Annotated in this window: 15 protein-coding genes and 2 tRNA genes; 9 read left to right on the top strand and 8 right to left on the bottom strand. The window is 67.5% G+C overall.

What is annotated here, in order from left to right; genetic code table 11:
- Window positions 1-177: 177 nt before the first annotated feature.
- Window positions 178-1,155, bottom strand: a complete 978-nt coding sequence (locus tag ABIC44_RS02340; protein ID WP_354293372.1) for an NAD(P)H-dependent flavin oxidoreductase — start codon at window positions 1,153-1,155, stop codon at window positions 178-180.
- A gap of 141 nt (window positions 1,156-1,296) precedes the next feature.
- Here ABIC44_RS02340 and ABIC44_RS02335 point away from each other — a divergent pair, with 141 nt between their 5' ends.
- The 3 genes from ABIC44_RS02335 to ABIC44_RS02325 all read left to right on the top strand — a co-directional run bounded on the left by ABIC44_RS02335 (window position 1,297) and on the right by ABIC44_RS02325 (window position 6,299).
- Complete coding sequence (locus ABIC44_RS02335) at window positions 1,297-3,882, top strand: M1 family metallopeptidase (protein WP_354293371.1); 2,586 nt, start codon at window positions 1,297-1,299, stop codon at window positions 3,880-3,882.
- Between the two features lie 305 nt (window positions 3,883-4,187).
- A complete protein-coding gene (locus ABIC44_RS02330) occupies window positions 4,188-5,825 on the top strand; it encodes a S10 family peptidase (protein WP_354293370.1) in 1,638 nt (545 codons plus the stop codon).
- Window positions 5,826-5,864: 39 nt separating this feature from the next.
- Complete coding sequence (locus ABIC44_RS02325; RefSeq protein WP_354293369.1) at window positions 5,865-6,299, top strand: hypothetical protein; 435 nt, start codon at window positions 5,865-5,867, stop codon at window positions 6,297-6,299.
- 57 nt (window positions 6,300-6,356) lie between these two features.
- On the opposite strand, the gene ABIC44_RS02320 is transcribed toward ABIC44_RS02325, so the two are convergent.
- Together ABIC44_RS02320 and ABIC44_RS02315 are read right to left on the bottom strand one after the other, a co-directional pair.
- Window positions 6,357-6,432 (bottom strand) — tRNA-Lys (locus ABIC44_RS02320).
- 161 nt (window positions 6,433-6,593) lie between these two features.
- Complete coding sequence (locus tag ABIC44_RS02315; RefSeq protein ID WP_354293368.1) at window positions 6,594-8,033, bottom strand: NAD-dependent succinate-semialdehyde dehydrogenase; 1,440 nt, start codon at window positions 8,031-8,033, stop codon at window positions 6,594-6,596.
- A gap of 205 nt (window positions 8,034-8,238) precedes the next feature.
- On the opposite strand from ABIC44_RS02315, the gene ABIC44_RS02310 reads away from it, so the two are divergent.
- The 6 genes from ABIC44_RS02310 (at window position 8,239) to ABIC44_RS02285 (ending at window position 13,716) form a co-directional block, all read left to right on the top strand.
- A complete protein-coding gene (locus ABIC44_RS02310; RefSeq protein ID WP_354293366.1) occupies window positions 8,239-9,273 on the top strand; it encodes a sulfate ABC transporter substrate-binding protein in 1,035 nt (344 codons plus the stop codon).
- Window positions 9,274-9,278: 5 nt separating this feature from the next.
- Entirely contained in the window at window positions 9,279-10,109 is an 831-nt protein-coding gene (gene cysT / locus ABIC44_RS02305) for a sulfate ABC transporter permease subunit CysT (RefSeq protein WP_354293365.1), read from the top strand.
- Entirely contained in the window at window positions 10,106-10,951 is an 846-nt protein-coding gene (gene cysW / locus ABIC44_RS02300; RefSeq protein ID WP_309696189.1) for a sulfate ABC transporter permease subunit CysW, read from the top strand. Before cysT ends, cysW begins: the two co-directional genes overlap by 4 nt.
- The gene (locus ABIC44_RS02295; protein ID WP_354293364.1) at window positions 10,948-11,991 is read left to right on the top strand and encodes a sulfate/molybdate ABC transporter ATP-binding protein; all 1,044 of its coding nucleotides are present in this window, start codon (window positions 10,948-10,950) and stop codon (window positions 11,989-11,991) included. Before cysW ends, ABIC44_RS02295 begins: the two co-directional genes overlap by 4 nt.
- Before the next feature lie 154 nt (window positions 11,992-12,145).
- On the top strand, window positions 12,146-13,525 hold the full coding sequence (locus tag ABIC44_RS02290; RefSeq protein WP_354293388.1) for a phospholipase D-like domain-containing protein: 1,380 nt from the start codon (window positions 12,146-12,148) through the stop codon (window positions 13,523-13,525).
- Window positions 13,525-13,716, top strand: a complete 192-nt coding sequence (locus ABIC44_RS02285; RefSeq protein WP_354293386.1) for a DUF4169 family protein — start codon at window positions 13,525-13,527, stop codon at window positions 13,714-13,716. Before ABIC44_RS02290 ends, ABIC44_RS02285 begins: the two co-directional genes overlap by 1 nt.
- Before the next feature lie 49 nt (window positions 13,717-13,765).
- On the opposite strand, the gene ABIC44_RS02280 is transcribed toward ABIC44_RS02285, so the two are convergent.
- From ABIC44_RS02280 to mrdA, 5 genes are all read right to left on the bottom strand, one after another.
- The gene (locus ABIC44_RS02280; protein ID WP_354293363.1) at window positions 13,766-14,437 is read right to left on the bottom strand and encodes a spermidine synthase; all 672 of its coding nucleotides are present in this window, start codon (window positions 14,435-14,437) and stop codon (window positions 13,766-13,768) included.
- Window positions 14,434-14,796 carry a DUF6481 family protein gene (locus tag ABIC44_RS02275; protein WP_307099536.1) on the bottom strand — a complete coding sequence of 121 codons (363 nt, stop codon included), beginning with the start codon at window positions 14,794-14,796 and terminating at the stop codon, window positions 14,434-14,436. Before ABIC44_RS02275 ends, ABIC44_RS02280 begins: the two co-directional genes overlap by 4 nt.
- Before the next feature lie 77 nt (window positions 14,797-14,873).
- Window positions 14,874-14,949, bottom strand: a tRNA-Lys gene (locus tag ABIC44_RS02270).
- Between the two features lie 117 nt (window positions 14,950-15,066).
- The gene (rodA, locus tag ABIC44_RS02265) at window positions 15,067-16,179 is read right to left on the bottom strand and encodes a rod shape-determining protein RodA (protein ID WP_307099534.1); all 1,113 of its coding nucleotides are present in this window, start codon (window positions 16,177-16,179) and stop codon (window positions 15,067-15,069) included.
- Window positions 16,176-18,248 carry a penicillin-binding protein 2 gene (gene mrdA / locus ABIC44_RS02260; RefSeq protein ID WP_307099532.1) on the bottom strand — a complete coding sequence of 691 codons (2,073 nt, stop codon included), beginning with the start codon at window positions 18,246-18,248 and terminating at the stop codon, window positions 16,176-16,178. The genes rodA and mrdA overlap by 4 nt, the downstream gene beginning before the upstream one ends.
- Between the last annotated feature and the right edge of the window lies 1 nt (window position 18,249).

Genomic DNA, 18,249 nt, shown 5'->3' with positions numbered 1-18,249 from the left:
AGCGCAGCTTGGGTGAGGGGTTGAGCGAGCCCAAAGGCTCGCGCGCTCGCCAAGCGAGCGCCCACCCCTCACCCAGCTCCGACTAAGCCTTTGCTGTCGCAAAGGCCAAGTCTGCGCAACCCTCTCCCCTCTGCGAGGGGCGAGGGGAGGAAAGGCATTGCTCAATGTCGAAGGCCGTCAGGCGGAACCGCCTAGCAGCTTCTCGCGGGCGGCATCATATTCGCGGCGAAGCTGCGCGATCCGCTCGGCGGCGGGGAGGATCGCATCGACCGCGCCGATCCCCTGGCCCGCGCCCCATATGTCGCGCCACGCCTTGGCGGCCTGTCCGCCGCCGAAGTCCATATGCGCCGCATCGCCGTCCGGCAGATGGTCGGGGTCCAGCCCCGCCGCCACGATCGAAGCGCGCAGATAATTGCCGTGCACCCCGGTAAAAAGGCTCGAATAGACGATGTCGCGCGCATGCCCGTCGACCACCGCCTGCTTATAGGTCTGCGCCGCCCGCGCCTCGACCGTCGCGATGAAGGGCGAGCCGATATAGGCGAAGTCCGCGCCCATCGCCTGCGCCGCCAGCACCGCATCGCCGGTGGCGATCGCCCCCGCCAGCGCCAGCGGGCCGCCGAACCATTGCCGGATTTCCTGGACCAGCGCGAAGGGGGACAGGCGCCCCGCATGGCCGCCCGCGCCGGCTGCCACCGCGATCAGCCCGGTCGCGCCCTTTTCGATCGCCTTTCGCGCGAAACGGTCGTCGATCACATCGTGCAGCGTGATCCCGCCCCAGGCCGATACGCCCGCATTCACATCCTCGCGCGCGCCCAGCGAGGTGATGACGATCGGCACCTTCCACTTGGCGCACACCGCCAGATCCTCCTCCAGCCGGTTGTTGGAGCGGTGGACGATCTGGTTCACCGCAAAGGGGGCCGCGGGGCGATCGGGATGGTCGCGGTCATGCGCGGCGAGCGCCTCGGTGATCTGGTGCAGCCATTCGTCGAGCTGGCTGGCGGGGCGTGCGTTCAGCGCGGGAAAGGAGCCGACGATCCCCGCCTTGCACTGGGCGATCACCAGGTCCGGATGGGATATGATGAACAGCGGCGACCCGATCACGGGCAAAGCCAGGCGGCTCAGGGCAGGGGGCAGGGGGGAGCGAGGCTGGGTCATGGCTTGACGATAACGTAAGCGTAAAGGCTGTCCAGCCCTCCCGTATCCCGGCCCATGAGACTATGTGACATGAGCGTCATTTGCTTTGCGCGGATGAGCGCGTAGAGATTTGCCGATCCCTATGGAAAGGCCTTGATCGTAATGAAGTCTGCCCTCTCGGCGCTGCTTGCCCTGACCGTTTCCACCCCGGCGCTGGCGGCGGGCCAGCTGCCGCAAACGGTGGCACCCGTGCTGTACGATATCTCGATCCGTCCCGATGCCAAGGCGATGCGCTTCTCGGGCGAGGAGACGGTCGATGTCGATGTCCGCCAGGCCACCGCGACCATCGTGCTCAACGCCGCCGAGCTGACCATCACCCGCGCTACCTTCGACGGCAAACCGGTGCCCTTCGCGCTCGACAAGGATGCGCAGACGCTCACCCTGACGCTGCCGCAGGCGGCGAGCACGGGGCGGCACAAGGTCGGCTTCGCCTGGACCGGCACGATTAACCGCTCGGCCAACGGGCTGTTCGCGATCGACTATACCAATGCCGACGGCACGCCCGACCGGATGCTGGCGACCCAGTTCGAGGCCCCCGACGCGCGCCGCTTCGCGCCGATGTGGGACGAGCCCGCGTTCAAGGCCAAGTTCCGCCTGACCGCCACCGCGCCCAAGGGGCAGCGCGCGATCAGCAACATGCCCGCCTCCTCGATCACGCCGCAGGCCGATGGCAGCCAGCTCTATCGGTTCGACGAGACGCCGGTGATGTCGAGCTATCTGCTCTATTTCGGATCGGGTAATCTCGACCGCAAGACGGTGGATGCGAACGGCGTCCAGATCGGCGTCGTCAGCCGGAAGGGCGTGGTCGACCAGGGCGATTATTCGCTCGCCTCGGCGTCCAAGCTGCTCGCTTATTATAACGATTATTTCGGCACGCCCTATCCGCTGCCCAAGATGGACATGATCGCGGGGCCGGGGTCCAGCCAGTTCTTCGGCGCGATGGAGAATTGGGGCGCGATCTTCTATTTCGAGAACGAGCTGCTCTTCGACCCCAAGGTCATGACCGAGAGCAATCGCCAGCGCATCCACACCGTCGTCGCGCATGAAATGGCGCATCAGTGGTTCGGCGATCTCGTCACCCCGCGCTGGTGGGACGATCTGTGGCTGAACGAGGGCTTTGCCTCGTGGATGGAGGGCAAGGCGTCCAACGACCTGAACCCCAGCTGGAAGGCCGCCGCCGCCAGCATTGCGGGCGAGCGTGAATCGGCGATGGGCATCGACGCGACCAGCGCCACCCATCCGATCATCCGCAAGGTCGAGACGGTCGACCAGATCGGCGAGGCGTTCGACAGCATCACCTATCTCAAGGGGCAGGCGGTGATCGGGATGCTCGAATCGACGCTGGGCGCGGACACGTTCCGCAAGGGCATCCGCGCCTATATGGCCAAGTACAAATATCAGAATACGGTGACCGAACAGCTGTGGGAGGAACTGTCCAAGGCGTCGGGCACCAATGTCGCGACCATCGCGCACGACTTCACCTTGCAGGGCGGCGTGCCGTTGGTCACGCTGTCGGGCGCGCGTTGCGAGGGTGGCAAGACGGTGGCGATGCTGGCGCAAGGCCGGTTCGGCTTGGACGAAGCCTCCAAGGCGCCGCAGACTTGGCATGTGCCCATCCGCATCGCCACGATCGGCGGCGGTGAGACCAGCGCCATCGTCACCGGCGCGACGCCGACTCCGGTCAGCGTCGGCGGGTGCGGGACGCTGGTCCTGAACCGGGGCAAGGGCTCCTATACCCGCGTGATGTATGACGATGCGGGCCATGCCGCGATCGTGCGCGACTATGCCAGGCTGGCGCTGGAGGATCGCCTCGGCACGCTGGGCGACGATTATGCGCTGGCGTCGGGCGGCTATCAGAGCCTGGGTCGCTGGTTCGACCTGATGGCGCAGGTGTCGCCCGAAGCCAGCCCGCTGGAATGGCAGACGGTGGCGGGCGAACTGTCGCGCCTCGACGGGCTGTATGAGGGCACGCCGCTCGAAAAGCCGCTGCGCGCGAGGATCGCGGCTCTCTTGTCGCCGGTGCTGGCGCGGATCGGGTTCGAGGCCAAGCCCGATGAGGGCGCGCTCGTCTCCAACCTGCGCGAGACGTTGATCGGGCGGCTGGGGACCAGTGGCGACGCGATGGTCGCGGCACGCGCGCGCGGCTATGTCGGGGCGCTCGCCAGGGACCCCAACGCGATCCCGGCGGCGATCCGCCAGCCGATCCTGGCGACCTATGCCACTCGTGCCACCCCGGCCGAGTGGGACCGGCTGTACGAACTGGCCAAGGCCGAGCGTAATCCGGTGGTCAAGAACCGCTATGTCTCGCTGCTGGGCTATGCCGAGGACGAGAGCGCGGCGCGCCGGGCGCTGAGCGTCCTGAAGAACGACACCTTCACCCCGCCGCAGCGTGCGGCGTTGCTCCGTTCGATCGCGGGGGCGCATCCCGACATGGCGTTCGACTGGGCAGCGGCGAACAAGCCGCTGGTCGACAGCTTCCTGGAAGAGAGCAACCGTGCGACCTTCATCGTCGGCCTAGGCGCCGGGTCGAACGATCCCGCCATGCCCGGCAAGATCGAGGCCTGGGCCGCCGCCAACCTGCCCGAAGGGTCGCGCGGCGGCGCCAAGCGCGCCATCTCGTCCATCGCGGTGCGCAAGGCGGTCGCCGACCGTCTGAAGCCCGCGGTCGAGGCCTGGCTGGCACGCTGATCCCGATCCTCTTCTTCCCCTCTCCCCTGGAAAGGGGAGAGGGTTAGCGAAGCTTGCCAGCCTGCTGGCTAGCGCAGCTTGGGTGAGGGGTCGAGCGAGCCCAAAGGCTCGCGCGCTGCGCGCATCCACCCCTCACCCAGCTCCGACTAAGCCTTTGCTCTCGCAAAGACCAAGTCTGCGCAACCCTCTCCCCTCTGCGAGGGGCGAGGGAAGGAATGGCGATCGGTCATTAGGAGGGAGCCGTCTGGCAGGGGAGGGGCGGGACCCGCGCAACCCGCTTGCCTTGAACGACGAAACACGAAACGATGACTTATCCGTCATTCATTCGTGAGCGCTTCGTGATCCGCAACAGCCTTGCCCTTTTCCTCGCCGCCACCGCCCTGACTGCGCCGCTCGCCGCGCAGGAAGAGGGAGAGAAGAAATCCTCGCACGAAGCGGCGGCCAAGGCCGAGGTCGAGGCCGCCTGGGCCCGCGCGCCGCTCGATGAAGCCGAGGTCCGCCACCGCGACAGCGTGACCCTGGGCGGCCGCACCTATCCCTATGTCGCCTCGGCGGGCACGCTGACCGTCCGCGATATCGAGGGCAAGCCGACCGCCTCGATGTTCTACACCGCCTATACGCTGGAGGGGGTGAAGCCCGGCACCAAGCGGCCCATCACCTTCCTCTATAATGGCGGACCGGGCTCGCCCTCCTTCTGGCTGCGCATGGGATCGTTTGCGCCGATCCGCATCCGCACCACCAGCCCGGAATTCGTCCGGCCCGCGCCCTATGATGTCGGGCCCAATCCGGACTCGCTGCTCGACAAGACCGACCTCGTTTTCCTCGATGCGATCGGATCGGGCTATTCGCGGCCGCTGGGCGATATGAAGCCCGCGCAATTCTACGGCGTGGACGAGGATGTCGACGTCTTCGCCAAGGCGATCCAGCGTTACGTCACCAAATATGGCCGCTGGATGAGCCCCAAATTCCTGCTGGGCGAAAGCTATGGCACGCTGCGCTCGGGCGCGCTGGCCTATGAGCTTCAGGAGCGGGGCATGGCGCTGAACGGCGTGATCCTGCTCAGCTCGATCATGAATTACGGCTATCGCCAGCCGGGGCTGGATCAGGTCTATCTCAATTACCTGCCCAGCTACGCCGCGACCGCCTGGTATCACAACCGCCTGCCCGATCGCCCCGCCGATGTGGCGACCGTGGTGGCGCAGGCGCGCGCCTTTGCGGTGGGCCCGTACATGTCGGCGCTGGCCAAGGGGCAGAGCATCTCGCCCCAGGAGCGCGACCAGATCGCCGAGCAGATGAGCCGCTTGATCGGCCTGTCGCCCGACTTCATCAAGCGCGCCAACCTGCGCATCGACCTGCCGCGCTTCCAGAAGGAATTGCTGCGCGGCTCGGCGCGGACGGTGGGGCGGTTCGACTCGCGCTACCTCGGCATCGACACCGACGCGGCGGGCGAACGGCCGGAGACGGACGCCTCTTCGGATGCGATTTCAGGCGCTTATATCGCGTCCTTCCAGGATTATCTGCAATCTACGCTCGGCTACAAGACCGAGTTGCCCTATCGCCTGTCGGCGCGCGATGCGGCGGGCTGGACTTGGAACTGGAAGCACAAGGCGCCCGACGGGTCGCAGAACAACCCCAACACCGCGATCGATCTGGCCGCCGCGATGCGGGCGAACCCGTATCTGAAGGTGCTGTCGATGAACGGCTATTACGACATGGCGACGCCGTTCTTCGGCACCGAGAACGACCTGGGCCATATGATGCTGGAGCCGGCGCAGCAGGCGAACCTGCGTTTCACCTACTATCCGGCGGGGCACATGACCTATCTGAACCCCGATGCGCTGCGGCGCATGAAGGCCGATCTGGCGGGCTGGTATGACGAAGCGGTGAGTGACGCCAGGTCGTCGACCCCGCCGGTGCCGCCTTCGGGGCAGGGGGCGCGGTGAGATACACCGATATCTAACTGTAGACCGCCGAGGATGCGAATGCGAAAACTGGGCCAGATTGCCATAGGTTTTGCACTCATGCTCGGCGGTTGTTCCTATGGCTATGATGTGATGGCTCTATCCGGTTCCGGCGGCGTCCAGTTCGCCATAGCGCCAGGAAGCCGCCATTCGCCTTCCTGCGTTCGCCTTATCGAGGTCTATGCCATCGACGAGTCAGTGCCTGTCTGGCGTGATAGCGTGGTCTACGACGATGATTGCGCCAACATGTTCCCGGTCGCGTATGGCGCGGCGCTGCAAGGTCGCCACGAACCGGAATGGCCCGTTATTCCGGCGAAGCCTTTGCGGCCGGGCATCGTGTATGAAGTTCACACGACTACAGGGGCAACGGGCTACGGCGGTGGCCGCTTCAGGATCAGACCGGACGGTAGCATCGAAAATGTTGCGCCGGTCACCGAGAGTGCACGCGGCGGATAGCAGCTGCCAAATTGCTGCCAAGCTCAGAAGTCTATAGCGCTTGATAAATATGGAAAATGGTGGACGCACTTGGGCTCGAACCAAGGACCCGCTGATTAAGAGTCAGCTGCTCTACCAACTGAGCTATGCGTCCGATGCCGGTCTGCGGCATGGCGGGGAAGCGATGTCCCCGTCTGGTGGCGCGCTGTTAGCCGAGCTTTTTCGACCTGCCAAGAGGGTTTTTGACATTTTTCTTGCGACAGCGAAATGACGGCGAAACGGCCCGGCCCGCCGAAGCGCGCCGGGCCGGATGCGTCAGGCGATATGGACCGCCTTGGTGATCATGTGGTTGGCGATGCCCTCGGGACCGTCCTCGGAGCCATAGCCGCTTTCCTTGACCCCGCCGAAGGGCGCGTCGCCCCAGCTGAGCCGCACGGTGTTGATCGCGACCATGCCCGCCTCGATCTCGTCGCCCAGCTGGTTCTGGCGACGACCATTCTCGGTGAAGCAATAGGCGCCCAGGCCGAAGGGCAGGCGGTTCGCCTCGGCAATGGCGTCCTCGGTAGTGGCGAAGGGGCGGATCAGCGCGATCGGGCCGAACGGCTCCTCGTTCATCGCCTTGGCGTCGAGCGACACATCGGCCAGCACGGTCGGCGCGAAGAAGAAGCCGTCACCGCCCTTCGCCTCGCCGCCGGTCAGCATCCGCGCGCCCGAGCGCACCGCATCCTCGATCATCGCGCCGATCGCCTCGGGGCGGCGGGGATTGGCCATCGGGCCCATCTGGGTGTCGCTCGACAGGCCGTCACCGATCTTCAGCGCGGCGGCGCGCTCGGCGAAGCCCTTGGCGAAACGCTCGTAAATGCCCTGCTGCACATGGAAGCGGGTGGGCGCGACGCAGACCTGGCCCGCATTGCGGAACTTGTGCGTGACGAGCGTGTCGAGCGTCTTGTCGAGGTCGCAATCGTCGAAGACCAGCACGGGGCCATGCCCGCCCAGTTCCATGGTCGACTTCATCACCGTGTCGGCGGCCAGCTTCAACAGGTGCTTGCCGACCGGCACCGAACCGGTGAAGCTGAGCTTGCGGGTGACGGGCGAGGCGAGCAGGTGGCGCGACACCGCGTCGGGCACGCCGAAGACCAGCTGCGCGACGTCGCCGGGCAGACCCGCATCCTGGAAGCAGCGCATGATCGCGATCGCGCTGGCGGGGGTCTCCTCGCTGGGCTTCAGGATGACCGAGCAGCCCGCCGCGATGGCGGGCGAGATCTTGCGGACCGGGTTCATGACCGGGAAGTTCCACGCACAGAAAGCCGCGACCGGCCCGACCGGCTGGTGCAGCACCAGCGAGCGGGTGCCGGTGGGGCGGGGCAGGACGCGGCCATAGATGCGCACCGCCTCGCCCGCATGGAATTCCAGCAGCGCGGCGGTGGCGGCCACCTCGCCGCGCGCCTCGACGATCGGCTTGCCTTCCTCCAGCGTGGCGAGGCGGGCGAGATCCTCGGCACGCTCGCGGACCAGCGCGGCGGTGCGCAGCAGGACGGCGGCGCGCTCCTGCGGCGCGGTCTTGCGCCACGTCTCGAAACCGCGCGCGGCGGCTTCCAGCGCGCGGTCCATGTCCGCCTTGGTCGCCAGCGGCAGGTCGCCCAGCGGCTGGCCGGTGGCGGGGTTCAGCACTGCCTGCGTCTCGCGGCCGTCCGCGCCCAGCCATTCGCCCGCGATATACAGGCCGGTCTTCACGTCGAAATCAGTCGCGGTCATGCGCGTCCTTTCCATGGAATAAGGGGATGATGCGGGCGGGAGATCGGCCCTGTCCGCGCCCGATGCAAGGGCGAAGGAGGCCGGACCGGGTTTCTGTCGGGATCGAGGGAGCAAAAGCAGGGCTTTGTGCGTCCCAAGCTTTCCGGCATTTCCTATCGGGGGGATCGAGATAGGTTACGCACCGAAACGAAAGGGACGGGTCCAGATGCGAGCACCATTTTCGGCAAGCCTTGCCGCGTTGATGATCGGGGCGATCGGCCTGTCCGGCTGTTCGGGGGGCGGCAGCGGCGGCGGGAAGGGCTCGGTCGAGCTGCTGAACGTCAGCTATGACCCGACGCGCGAGCTGTACAAGGACGTCAACGCCGCCTTCGCCAAACAATGGCAGGCCAAGACCGGCCAGACCGTCTCGTTCCGGATGAGCCATGGCGGATCGGGCAAGCAGTCGCGGTCGGTGATCGACGGGCTGTCGGCGGACGTGGTGACGCTGGCGCTCGCCTATGACATCGATGCGATCGCCGAGCGGGCCAAGCTGCTTCCGGCCGATTGGCAGGCCCGCCTGCCGGACAATAGCGCGCCCTATACATCGACCATCGTGTTCCTGGTCCGCAAGGGCAATCCCAAGGGTATTCGCGACTGGGCCGATCTGGTGAAGCCGGGCGTCCAGGTCATCACCCCCAGCCCCAAGACCAGCGGCGGCGCGCGGTGGAATTTCCTGGCCGCCTGGGCCTATGGGAAGAAGGCGGGCGGCTCGGAGGCGGCGGCGCAGCGCTATGTCGCGGACCTCTACGCCCATGTGCCGGTGCTGGATTCGGGCGCACGCGGCGCGACCACGACCTTTGTCGAACGCGGCCTGGGCGATGTGCTGATCGCGTGGGAGAATGAGGCGCTTCTGTCGGAGAAGGAGCTGGGCGCGGGCAAGTTCGACATCGTCGTCCCCTCCATCTCGATCCTGGCCGAGCCGCCGGTCGCGGTGGTCGACGCCAATGCCAAGGCGCATGGCACCGAGAAGGTCGCGACCGAATATCTGAAATTCCTCTACACGCCCGAAGGGCAGGAGATCGTCGCGCGCAACTTCTACCGCCCGCGCGACCAGGCGGTGCTGGCGAAATATGCGGCGGTGTTTCCCAAGCTGGACATGGTGACGATCCGCGACTTCGGCGGCTGGGGCGCGGCGCAGAAGCGGTTCTTCACGGATGGCGGGGTGTTCGATGCCATCTATGCCGGCGGCAGGAAGCGCTGATCCGGATGCGGGCTTCGACGCGCCGATCCGCCTTGCCGGGCTTCGGCCTGACCATGGGGATGACCCTGTTCTGGCTGGGGCTGGTGGTCCTGCTGCCGCTGTCCGCGCTGGTCATACGCGCGGCGGGCATGGGCTGGGACGGCTTTGCCGCGGTCGGCCTGTCGCCGCGCGCGCTGGCCGCCTATCGGCTCAGCTTCGGCGCGGCGCTGGCGGCGGCGGCGGTCAATGCGGTGTTCGGGCTGCTGATCGCCTGGATCCTCGTCCGCTATGAATTTCCCGGCAAGAAGCTGATCGATGCCGCGGTCGACCTGCCCTTCGCGCTGCCGACGGCGGTGGCGGGCATCGCGCTGGTTTCGCTCTATGCGAATAATGGCTGGATCGGGTCGCTGCTCGCGCCGCTGGGGATCAAGGTCGCCTATACGCCGCTGGGCGTCACTATTGCCCTTGTTTTCATTGGTTTGCCGTTCATTGTTCGCTCGGTACAGCCGGTGCTGGCCGATCTGGGGCGCGATGTCGAGGAGGCGGCCGCCACGCTAGGTGCGACGCGGACGCAGACCTTTCGCCGGATCATCCTGCCCGCCATCGCGCCCGCGCTGCTGACGGGCTTTGCGCTCGCCTTTGCGCGCGGGGTCGGCGAATATGGCTCGATCATCTTCATCGCGGGCAACATGCCCTTCAAGTCGGAGATCGCGCCGCTGCTGATCATCACCCAGCTGGAGCAGTTCGACTATGACGGCGCGACCGCCATCGCGTGCGTGATGCTGGTGCTATCCTTCGCGATGCTGTTGTTCGTCAATCTGCTCCAGGCGTGGCGCGCCAAGCGGGGGACGCGATGAGCGGTTCCAACCCCACCACCGTCGAAAGCCCGGTGGCACGCTGGGCGCTGATCGGCACCGGCTTCGCCTTTCTGGCGCTGTTCCTGTTCCTGCCGCTCGTCATGGTGTTCGCGGGTGGTCTGGCCAAGGGATGGCAGGTCTTCGTCGCGGCCATCGCGGACCCCGATGCGCTCGCCGCGATCCGCCTGACGCTGCTGGTCGCCGCCATTGCGGTGCCGGTCAACGCGGTGTTCGGCGTGGCGGCGTCCTGGGCGATCGCCAAGTTCGACTTTCGCGGAAAAAGCCTGCTCATCTCGCTGATCGACCTGCCTTTTTCGGTGTCGCCAGTGGTGTCGGGCCTGATTTTCGTCCTGCTGTTCGGGGCGCAGGGCTGGCTGGGGCCGTGGCTGACCGAGCATGGCGTCCGCATCATCTTCGCGGTGCCCGGCATCGTGCTGGCGACCGTGTTCGTCACCTTTCCCTTCGTCGCGCGCGAGCTGATCCCGCTGATGGCCGAACAGGGCCGCGACGACGAGGAGGCGGCGCGTTCGCTGGGGGCGAGCGGGTGGCAGACCTTCTGGCATGTCACGCTGCCCAATATCCGCTGGGGGCTGCTCTACGGCGTGCTCCTGTGCAATGCCCGCGCGATGGGCGAGTTCGGCGCGGTGTCGGTCGTGTCGGGGCATATCCGGGGGCTGACCAACACCATGCCGTTGCATGTTGAGATCCTGTACAATGAATATGACTTTGTCGGCGCGTTCGCGGTGGCGTCCCTGCTCGCCTCGCTCGCGCTCGTGACCTTGGGAGTGAAGACCGTGCTGGAATGGCGTTTCGGCATCCACCGGGCGGGAGCCGCGCATTGAGCATCGTCGTCGAGAATATTTCCCGTCGCTTCGGCGGCTTCACCGCGCTCGACCGCGTGTCGCTGGAGACGCGGGCGGGCGAGTTCCTGGCGCTGCTCGGCCCGTCCGGATCGGGCAAGACGACGCTGCTGCGGACCATTGCGGGGCTGGACTTCGCCGATGAAGGGCATGTGCTGTTCGACGGGCAGGACATGACGGATACGCCCGCGGCCGAGCGTCGGATCGGCTTCGTGTTCCAGAATTACGCGCTGTTCCGCCACATGACGGTCGCGCAGAACATCGCCTTCGGCCTGACCGTGCGGAAACGGCGCGACCGTCCGGCCAAGGCGGCGATCGCGGCCAAGGTCGCCGAACTGCTCGCCCTGATCCAGTTGCCCGATGTCGGCGACCGCTATCCCGCGCAGCTGTCGGGCGGGCAGCGGCAGCGCGTGGCCCTGGCCCGTGCACTGGCGATCGAGCCGCGCCTTCTCCTCCTCGACGAGCCGTTCGGCGCGCTCGACGCCCAGGTTCGCAAGGACCTGCGCGGCTGGCTGCGGCGGATCCATGACGAGACGGGGCTGACCTCGATCTTCGTGACGCATGACCAGGAAGAGGCGCTGGAACTGGCCGACCGGATCGTCGTGATGCGCGGCGGCGTGATCGAACAGATCGGCACCCCGCATGAGGTGCAGGCCGAACCGGCCACCGCCTTCGTGTCGTCCTTCATCGGCGAGACCAACTGCCTGCCCGTCACCCGGTCGAACGGTTCGGCGATGGTGGGGCAGGGGCAGACGGTGCTGCCCGATACGGGCCAGGGGCAGGGGGCGGGCGAGCTTCATATCCGGCCGCATGATGTCGAACTGGTCGAACCCGGCGCCCCCGATGCGCTGGCCCTCACGGTGGAGACGAGCCGCCCGATCGGCCGGTCGCGTCGGATCACCGCCACGATGGCGGGGCTGGCCGAGCCGTTGACCTTCGACCTGCCCGTCGACGCCAGCGCCGGGGCGGGCGATGTGCTGAACCTGCGCCCGACCCGCTATCGGATATTCGCAAAGACCTGATCGCCGTTCCCACGGACCATTTCGCCACCGCAACCGTTTGGCCATTTGCCAGCCCGGCAGGGCATGGGCATGAGATGGTCGTGGACGCAGGCAGACGGGGAGATCGGGTTTGAAGGTCGGACAGGAGTGCTGGCGGATCGAGCAGGCCGAGCGCATGGCGGTCATCATCGATGCGGAGAAATATTTCCGGATGGCCCGCCGCGCGATGCTCGGTGCCCGCAAGCAGATCCTGCTGATCGGATGGGACTTCGACGCGCGCATCGTCCTCGATCACGACGAGGCCCCCAACGAGTCCGTCGGCGATTTCATCTATTCGCTGGTCGAGCGGAACCCGGAACTGGAAATCTTCCTGCTCCGCTGGGACACCGGCGCGATCAAGTCGCTGTTCCGGGGGCGGACATTCTTCACGGTGATGAAGTGGATGGCGCACAAGCGGATCCATACCAAGCTGGACGGCCATCACCCGATCGCGGCCTCGCACCACCAGAAGATCGTCATCATCGACGACAAGCTCGCCTTTTGCGGCGGGATCGACATGACCAGCGACCGTTGGGACACGCGCGAGCATCGCGACGACGATCCCGGTCGCAAGCGGCCCGGCGGCCAGCCCTACAAGCCCTGGCACGATGCGATCAGCGCGGTGGAGGGGCCGGTGACGCATGCGCTGGGCGAGCTGTTTCGCGAACGCTGGCATGCGGCGGGCGGCAAGCGCATGGCCCCCGCCTCACCGGGCGAAAGCTGCTGGCCCGAGGGGCTGGAGCCCGACTTTCTCGACCAGCCGGTCGCCATCGCGCGCACCATGCCCGAGATGGACGACCAGACGCCGGTGCACGAGAATGAGGCGCTGTTCCTGGCGCAGATCGCGCGGGCGGAGCGCTATGTCTATATCGAGAGCCAGTATTTCGCGTCGCGCCGCGTCGCCGAGGCGATCGCGCGGCGGCTGGACGAAGAGAATGGCCCCGAATTCGTCATCGTCAATCCGCTGACCGCGCAAGGCTGGCTGGAGCCGATCGCGATGGACACGGCGCGCGCGCGGCTGGTCGAGGCGCTCCGGCGGCGCGACCGGCACGGGCGTTTCCGCATCTATCATCCCTTTACGGCGGGGGGCGAGCCGATCTATTGCCATGCCAAGATCCTGATCGCCGACGACCAGGTGTTCCGGCTGGGTTCGTCCAATCTCAACAACCGTTCGATGCGGCTGGACACCGAATGCGACCTGGCGATCGCGGTCGAGCCCGACAGCGCCGCGGGACGGCGGATCGGGGCGATCCGCGACGACCTGCTCGCCGAGCATCTGGGCACCAGCCCCGCCGAGGTGCAGGCGGCGGTGCAACGGACCGGCGCGCTGATCGCGGCGGTCGAGGCGCTGCGCGGGGCCGAGGGGCGGACGCTGCGCCCCTATGAAGTGCCCGATCTGTCGAGCGTCGAGGAATGGCTGGCCGACAATGAGGTCCTTGATCCCGAAAGCCCCGACGAGATGTTCGAGGCGCTCAGCAGCCGCAAGGGGCTGTTCCGGCGGTGGCGGCGGCGCTGATGGGCGAGATCGTCAACTTCCGTCAGGCGCGCAAGGCCCGCGACCGGCGGCAGGCCGAACAGCAGGCGACGGAAAACCGCGCGCGCTTCGGCCGGACCAAGGCCGAGAAGCAGCGGGATACGGCGGAACAGGAGCGTCTTCGCCGCGAGCTGGACGGGGCGAAGCGGGAAGAGGATGGGGAGGGCGCGTAGGGCCCACCGATGACGGTCGGCCCAGCCTTTGTCGGGGCGACGATCGCGTTCAGCGCGGCGTGGCGAACCAGATGGTGTGGGTCGCGCCCTTGCCGTTCTCTCGCGCTCGCACCTTTACCTCGTCGACGGTGAAGCCCGCGCGCGACAGCCGTCGGGTGAACACCGGATCGGGCGCGGCGGACCAGATGGCGAGCACGCCGCCGGGGCGCAGCGCGACGCGGGCCTCGTCCAGTCCACGGAGCGAATAGAGCCCGTCATTGTCCGGCCGGGTCAGCCCGTCGGGTCCGTTGTCGACGTCGAGCAGGATCGCGTCATAAGCCCCGCGCCCCGCATAGATCGCATTGCCGACATCGCCCATCGCCAGGGTGACGCGGCGGTCGTCCAGGCATCCGGCGGTCAGTTCCGCCATCGGCCCGCGCGCCCATTCGATGATGCCTGGCACCAGCTCGGCCACCGTGATCCGCGCATCGCGGCCCAGCCTGGCCAGGACGGCGCGCAGGGTGAAGCCCATGCCATAGCCGCCGATCAGCAGATGCGGCGCCGCGCGGCCGCCCAGCCGGTCGCAGGTCATCGTGCCCAACGCCACCTCGGAGCCGCTCATCCGCGTGCTCATCAGCTCGTTGCGATCGAGCACGATCATGAAGTCCTTGCCCCGGCGGAACAGCCGCAGGGGCTCGCCGCCCGGCACTTCGGCAATGCCGAGCAGCTCGCGCGGGGTCATTTGCCCTGGCGCGCCTTGCGAGCGGCGTAGCGGGCGTCGCGGGCGGCCTTCAGCTCGGCGGCGGTCGGGACCACCGGCGGGCGCGCGGCGGCAGCGGCGGCCTCCGCAGCGGCTTCGGCCTCGGCCTTCGCCTTGGCGCGGGCTTCCTCGCGTGCGGCCTTTTCCTGCTCGATCGCGGCCTTGTGCGCGGCGCGGCGCTCGGCCTCGGCGGCCTCCTTGGCTTCGCGCGCGGCGGCGCGGGCGGCGACCACCGCCGGATCGGGCGCGGCCTTGTTGCGCAGCTTTTCGAGCGCGGCCGCCTTGGCGTCGCGCGAGGCCGATGCGCGATCGGCGAAACCGGGAACCTTATATCCTGCCATCAATCATCTATCCCGTTGGGGGCCGGACGGCCCCATAGCACAACGGCCCCGCATCGCTGCAGAGCCGTTGGAGAAACTGGTGGACGCACTTGGGCTCGAACCAAGGACCCGCTGATTAAGAGTCAGCTGCTCTACCAACTGAGCTATGCGTCCGTTCGTCACGTCGACCTGGCCGTCCGGCGGCCCGCCTCGTGATCGGGAGGCGCGCCTTTAGCACCGTGGTCGGGCTTTGCAAATGCTTTTTGCGTGGGCGACCGACTTTTTTGTCGCTCACCAGCGGGCGGCGCGACGATTTTCGCGGTCGATCGCCATCAAGATGCCCAGGCACAGCAGCACCGTCATCTGCGACGATCCGCCATAGCTGACCAGTGGCAACGGGATGCCGACCACCGGGGCCAGCCCCATGACCATCATCAGATTGACCATGACATAGATGAAGATCGTCGTGGACAGTCCCGCCGCGGTCAGCCGGGCAAAGCGGTTGGGCGCCGCCTGCGCGACGTTCAGGCCCCAGCGGATGACGAGGAGGAAGGCCAGGATCAGGAAGCAGCCGCCGACCAGCCCCCATTCCTCCGCCATGGTGGCGAAGACGAAATCGGTATGCCCCTCGGGCAGATAGTCGAGATGGCTCTGAGTACCGTTCAGGAACCCCTTGCCCCAGATACCGCCGGAGCCGATCGCGATCTTGGACTGGCTGATATGATAGCCGGTGCCCAGCGGATCGCTTTCGGGGTCGAGGAAGATCAGCACGCGGTTGCGCTGATAGTCGTGCAGCAGGAAATTGACCGCGAGCGGCGCCATCACCGCCAGCCCGATCGCCCCGCCGATGAACAGCCGCAGCGGCACCCCGGCAAGGAACATAACGGTCGCCCCGCCCGCGCAGATCATCAGCGCGGTGCCCAGATCGGGCTGCTTCATCACCAGCGCGGCGGGCACGCCGATCATCGCCGCGACCGGCCATATGCCCGAGAAGCGCCTGGTCTCGGCGGGCGGCATCATCTCATAGAAGCGCGCGGCGCCCAGCACGATGAACAGCTTCATCAGCTCGGACGGCTGGAGCCGGATGAAGCCGACGTCCAGCCATCGCTGGCTGCCCCCGCGCACCGCGCCCAGCAGTTCGACCAGGACGAGCGCGACGACGAGGATCAGATAGCCCGGCATCGCGATGCGCCGCCACAGGTCGAGCGGCAGCCGCGACAGCACCAGCGACCCGGCGAGCAGCACGAAGAAGCGCACCCCCTGCGGCTTGGCCCAGGGGGTCAGCGAGCCGCCCGCCGCCGAATAGAGGACGACCAGCCCGAAACAGCCGATCGCCATGACCAGCAGGATCACCCGCCAGGGCAGCTGCGCGATCGGTTCGGGGATGATGCGCGGGCCGCTCATTCGTCGGGGGTCCCGGCATCGTCGGCGGGCTGCTCGCTGCTGCTGGCGGCCATCGCCTCGGCCTGCGCGTCGGAAACGTTGGTCGCGGCCTTGACCGCCGGGGCGGCGGTGGGGGCACCGGCATCGGTCTTGGTCGCGGCGGAGGCGGGCTTGGGGGCCTGTGCCGCGCGATAGGCGGCTTCCTCGGCCGCCATGCGCGTGGCGATGTCGCCGCCCCAGGTGGGCTCGTCCTGCGCCAGCGACGCCAATGCGCGGTCGCGGTCGAACAAATAGGTCATGATGTCGCGCCCGATCAGCGGCGCGTCGAGATTGCGCACGGTGTGGCCGTTATGCTCCAGCACGACGGCGGCCGCGTAACGCGGATTATCGGCGGGGGCGAAGCAGACGAGCAGCGCGTGGTCGCGCAGCTTGAAGGGCAGCTGGCCGTTCTTCAGCACGCCCATGCGCCGCTCCGCCATGGTGATCCGGCGGACCTGCGCGGTGCCGGTCTTGGCGGCCAGGCTGACGCCGGGCACCAGCATCCGCGCCGCGCCGCCGGTGCCGCCCTGATTGACCACGCCGAACATCGCGTCGCGCACGACCGCCAGATGCTCGGAGGCGACGGGCAGGGCGGGGGCGTCGAGATGGACCTGATGCGCCAGCAGGCTGGGCTGCAAGGCGCGGCCCGAGGCGATCCGCGCCGCCATCACCGCCAGCTGAAGCGGATTGGCGAGCACATAACCCTGTCCGATCGAGGCGTTCAGGCCATCCGCGATCGTCCACTTCTTCTTGTATTTCCGTAGCTTCCAGTCGGGGTCTGGGACGGTGCCGTAACGCTGCGCGCTGAGCGGCAGGTCGAATTTCTGGCCCAGCCCGACCATCCGCGCGATGGGCGCGATCCGGTCATAGCCCATGCGGCGGATCATCTCGTAGAAATAGATGTCGCAGCTCTGCTCGATCGCGCCCTTGAGGTTCAGCGCGCCGTGCCCGCCGCGCTTGTGACAGTGGAAGACGCCGGTGCCGACCCGCATCGCGCCGGTGCACAGCACCCGGTCGTCGGCGCCGACCCCGGCCTCCAGCAGCGCCAGGCCGTTCATCGGCTTGACCGTCGAGCCCGGCGGATAGAGCCCCTGCGTCACCTTGTTCATCAAGGGCACATGGTCGTTCTCCGACAGCATCGCCCATTCCAGATGGCTGATCCCGTCCGAAAAGCTGTTGGGGTCATAGGCGGGCATCGAGACCATCGCCAGCGTCTCGCCGGTGCGGCAGTCGAGCACCACCGCCGAGCCCGAATTGGTCCCCAGCCGCCGCGCCGCAAATTCCTGGAGCCCCGCATCGATGGTCAGGCGGATGTTGCGGCCGGGCGTGTCGGGCCGGGTGGCGAGTTCGGCCACCACCTTGCCGCGCGCCGTCACCTCGACTCGCTTGGCGCCGGGCTTGCCGCGCAGCACCGGCTCCAGCATCTTTTCCAGCCCGTCCTTGCCCAGCTTGAAGCCGGGGGTGACGAGCAGCTGGTCGTGGGTCGCCTTGAACTGTTCGGCGGTCGGCGTGCCGACATAGCCGGTCAGATGCGCCACCGCCGCGCCCGCCGGATAGAAGCGCGCGAAGCCCCGCGTCGGCTGGACGCCGGGCAGCTCGGGCAGGCGGACGCTGACGGCGGCGAACCGTTCCCAGTCGAGCCGCTCGGCGACCTGCACCGGCTGGAACCCGGCGGCATGTTCGAGGTCGAGGCGGATGCGGTTCATCGCCTCGTCGTCCAGCCGCAGGATCTGGCGGAGCAGCGCCAGCACGCGGTCCTTGTCCTCCAGCCGGTCGGGGATGATGTCGACGCGGAAATCGGTGCGATTGTTGGCGATGGGCAGGCCGTGCCGGTCGATCAGCCAGCCGCGACGCGGCGGGATCATCGTCGTGTTGACGCGGTTGCTCTCGGAGAGGAGGTTGTACTTCTCGTTCTGCGCGATCGACAGCCAGGCCATGCGCCCGGCGAGCAGCAGGCCGACGGCCCCCTGCGCCGCGCCCAGCACGAAGGCGCGCCGGGAAAAGCTGTAGGCCTGTGCCGCCTCGGTCATGATCCGCCCCTGGCGTTCCATG

The sequence above is a fragment of the Sphingomonas sp. 1185 genome, from assembly GCF_040544655.1.
Classification (GTDB): domain Bacteria; phylum Pseudomonadota; class Alphaproteobacteria; order Sphingomonadales; family Sphingomonadaceae; genus Sphingomonas.
The sequence above is the reverse complement of the archived record's forward strand: the minus strand, read 5'-3'. Positions and strand labels throughout refer to the sequence as shown.

Excerpts from the sequence above, each read along its gene's own strand:
- ABIC44_RS02340 (WP_354293372.1), bottom strand. The coding sequence starts at position 1,155 with ATGACCCAGCCTCGCTCCCCCCTGCCCCCTGCCCTGAGCCGCCTGGCT.
- ABIC44_RS02335 (WP_354293371.1), top strand. The coding sequence starts at position 1,297 with ATGAAGTCTGCCCTCTCGGCGCTGCTTGCCCTGACCGTTTCCACCCCG.
- ABIC44_RS02330 (WP_354293370.1), top strand. The coding sequence starts at position 4,188 with ATGACTTATCCGTCATTCATTCGTGAGCGCTTCGTGATCCGCAACAGC.
- ABIC44_RS02325 (WP_354293369.1), top strand. The coding sequence starts at position 5,865 with ATGCGAAAACTGGGCCAGATTGCCATAGGTTTTGCACTCATGCTCGGC.
- ABIC44_RS02315 (WP_354293368.1), bottom strand. The coding sequence starts at position 8,033 with ATGACCGCGACTGATTTCGACGTGAAGACCGGCCTGTATATCGCGGGC.
- ABIC44_RS02310 (WP_354293366.1), top strand. The coding sequence starts at position 8,239 with ATGCGAGCACCATTTTCGGCAAGCCTTGCCGCGTTGATGATCGGGGCG.
- cysT (WP_354293365.1), top strand. The coding sequence starts at position 9,279 with ATGCGGGCTTCGACGCGCCGATCCGCCTTGCCGGGCTTCGGCCTGACC.
- cysW (WP_309696189.1), top strand. The coding sequence starts at position 10,106 with ATGAGCGGTTCCAACCCCACCACCGTCGAAAGCCCGGTGGCACGCTGG.
- ABIC44_RS02290 (WP_354293388.1), top strand. The coding sequence starts at position 12,146 with ATGGCGGTCATCATCGATGCGGAGAAATATTTCCGGATGGCCCGCCGC.
- ABIC44_RS02285 (WP_354293386.1), top strand. The coding sequence starts at position 13,525 with ATGGGCGAGATCGTCAACTTCCGTCAGGCGCGCAAGGCCCGCGACCGG.
- ABIC44_RS02280 (WP_354293363.1), bottom strand. The coding sequence starts at position 14,437 with ATGACCCCGCGCGAGCTGCTCGGCATTGCCGAAGTGCCGGGCGGCGAG.
- ABIC44_RS02275 (WP_307099536.1), bottom strand. The coding sequence starts at position 14,796 with ATGGCAGGATATAAGGTTCCCGGTTTCGCCGATCGCGCATCGGCCTCG.
- rodA (WP_307099534.1), bottom strand. The coding sequence starts at position 16,179 with ATGAGCGGCCCGCGCATCATCCCCGAACCGATCGCGCAGCTGCCCTGG.
- mrdA (WP_307099532.1), bottom strand. The coding sequence starts at position 18,248 with ATGGAACGCCAGGGGCGGATCATGACCGAGGCGGCACAGGCCTACAGC.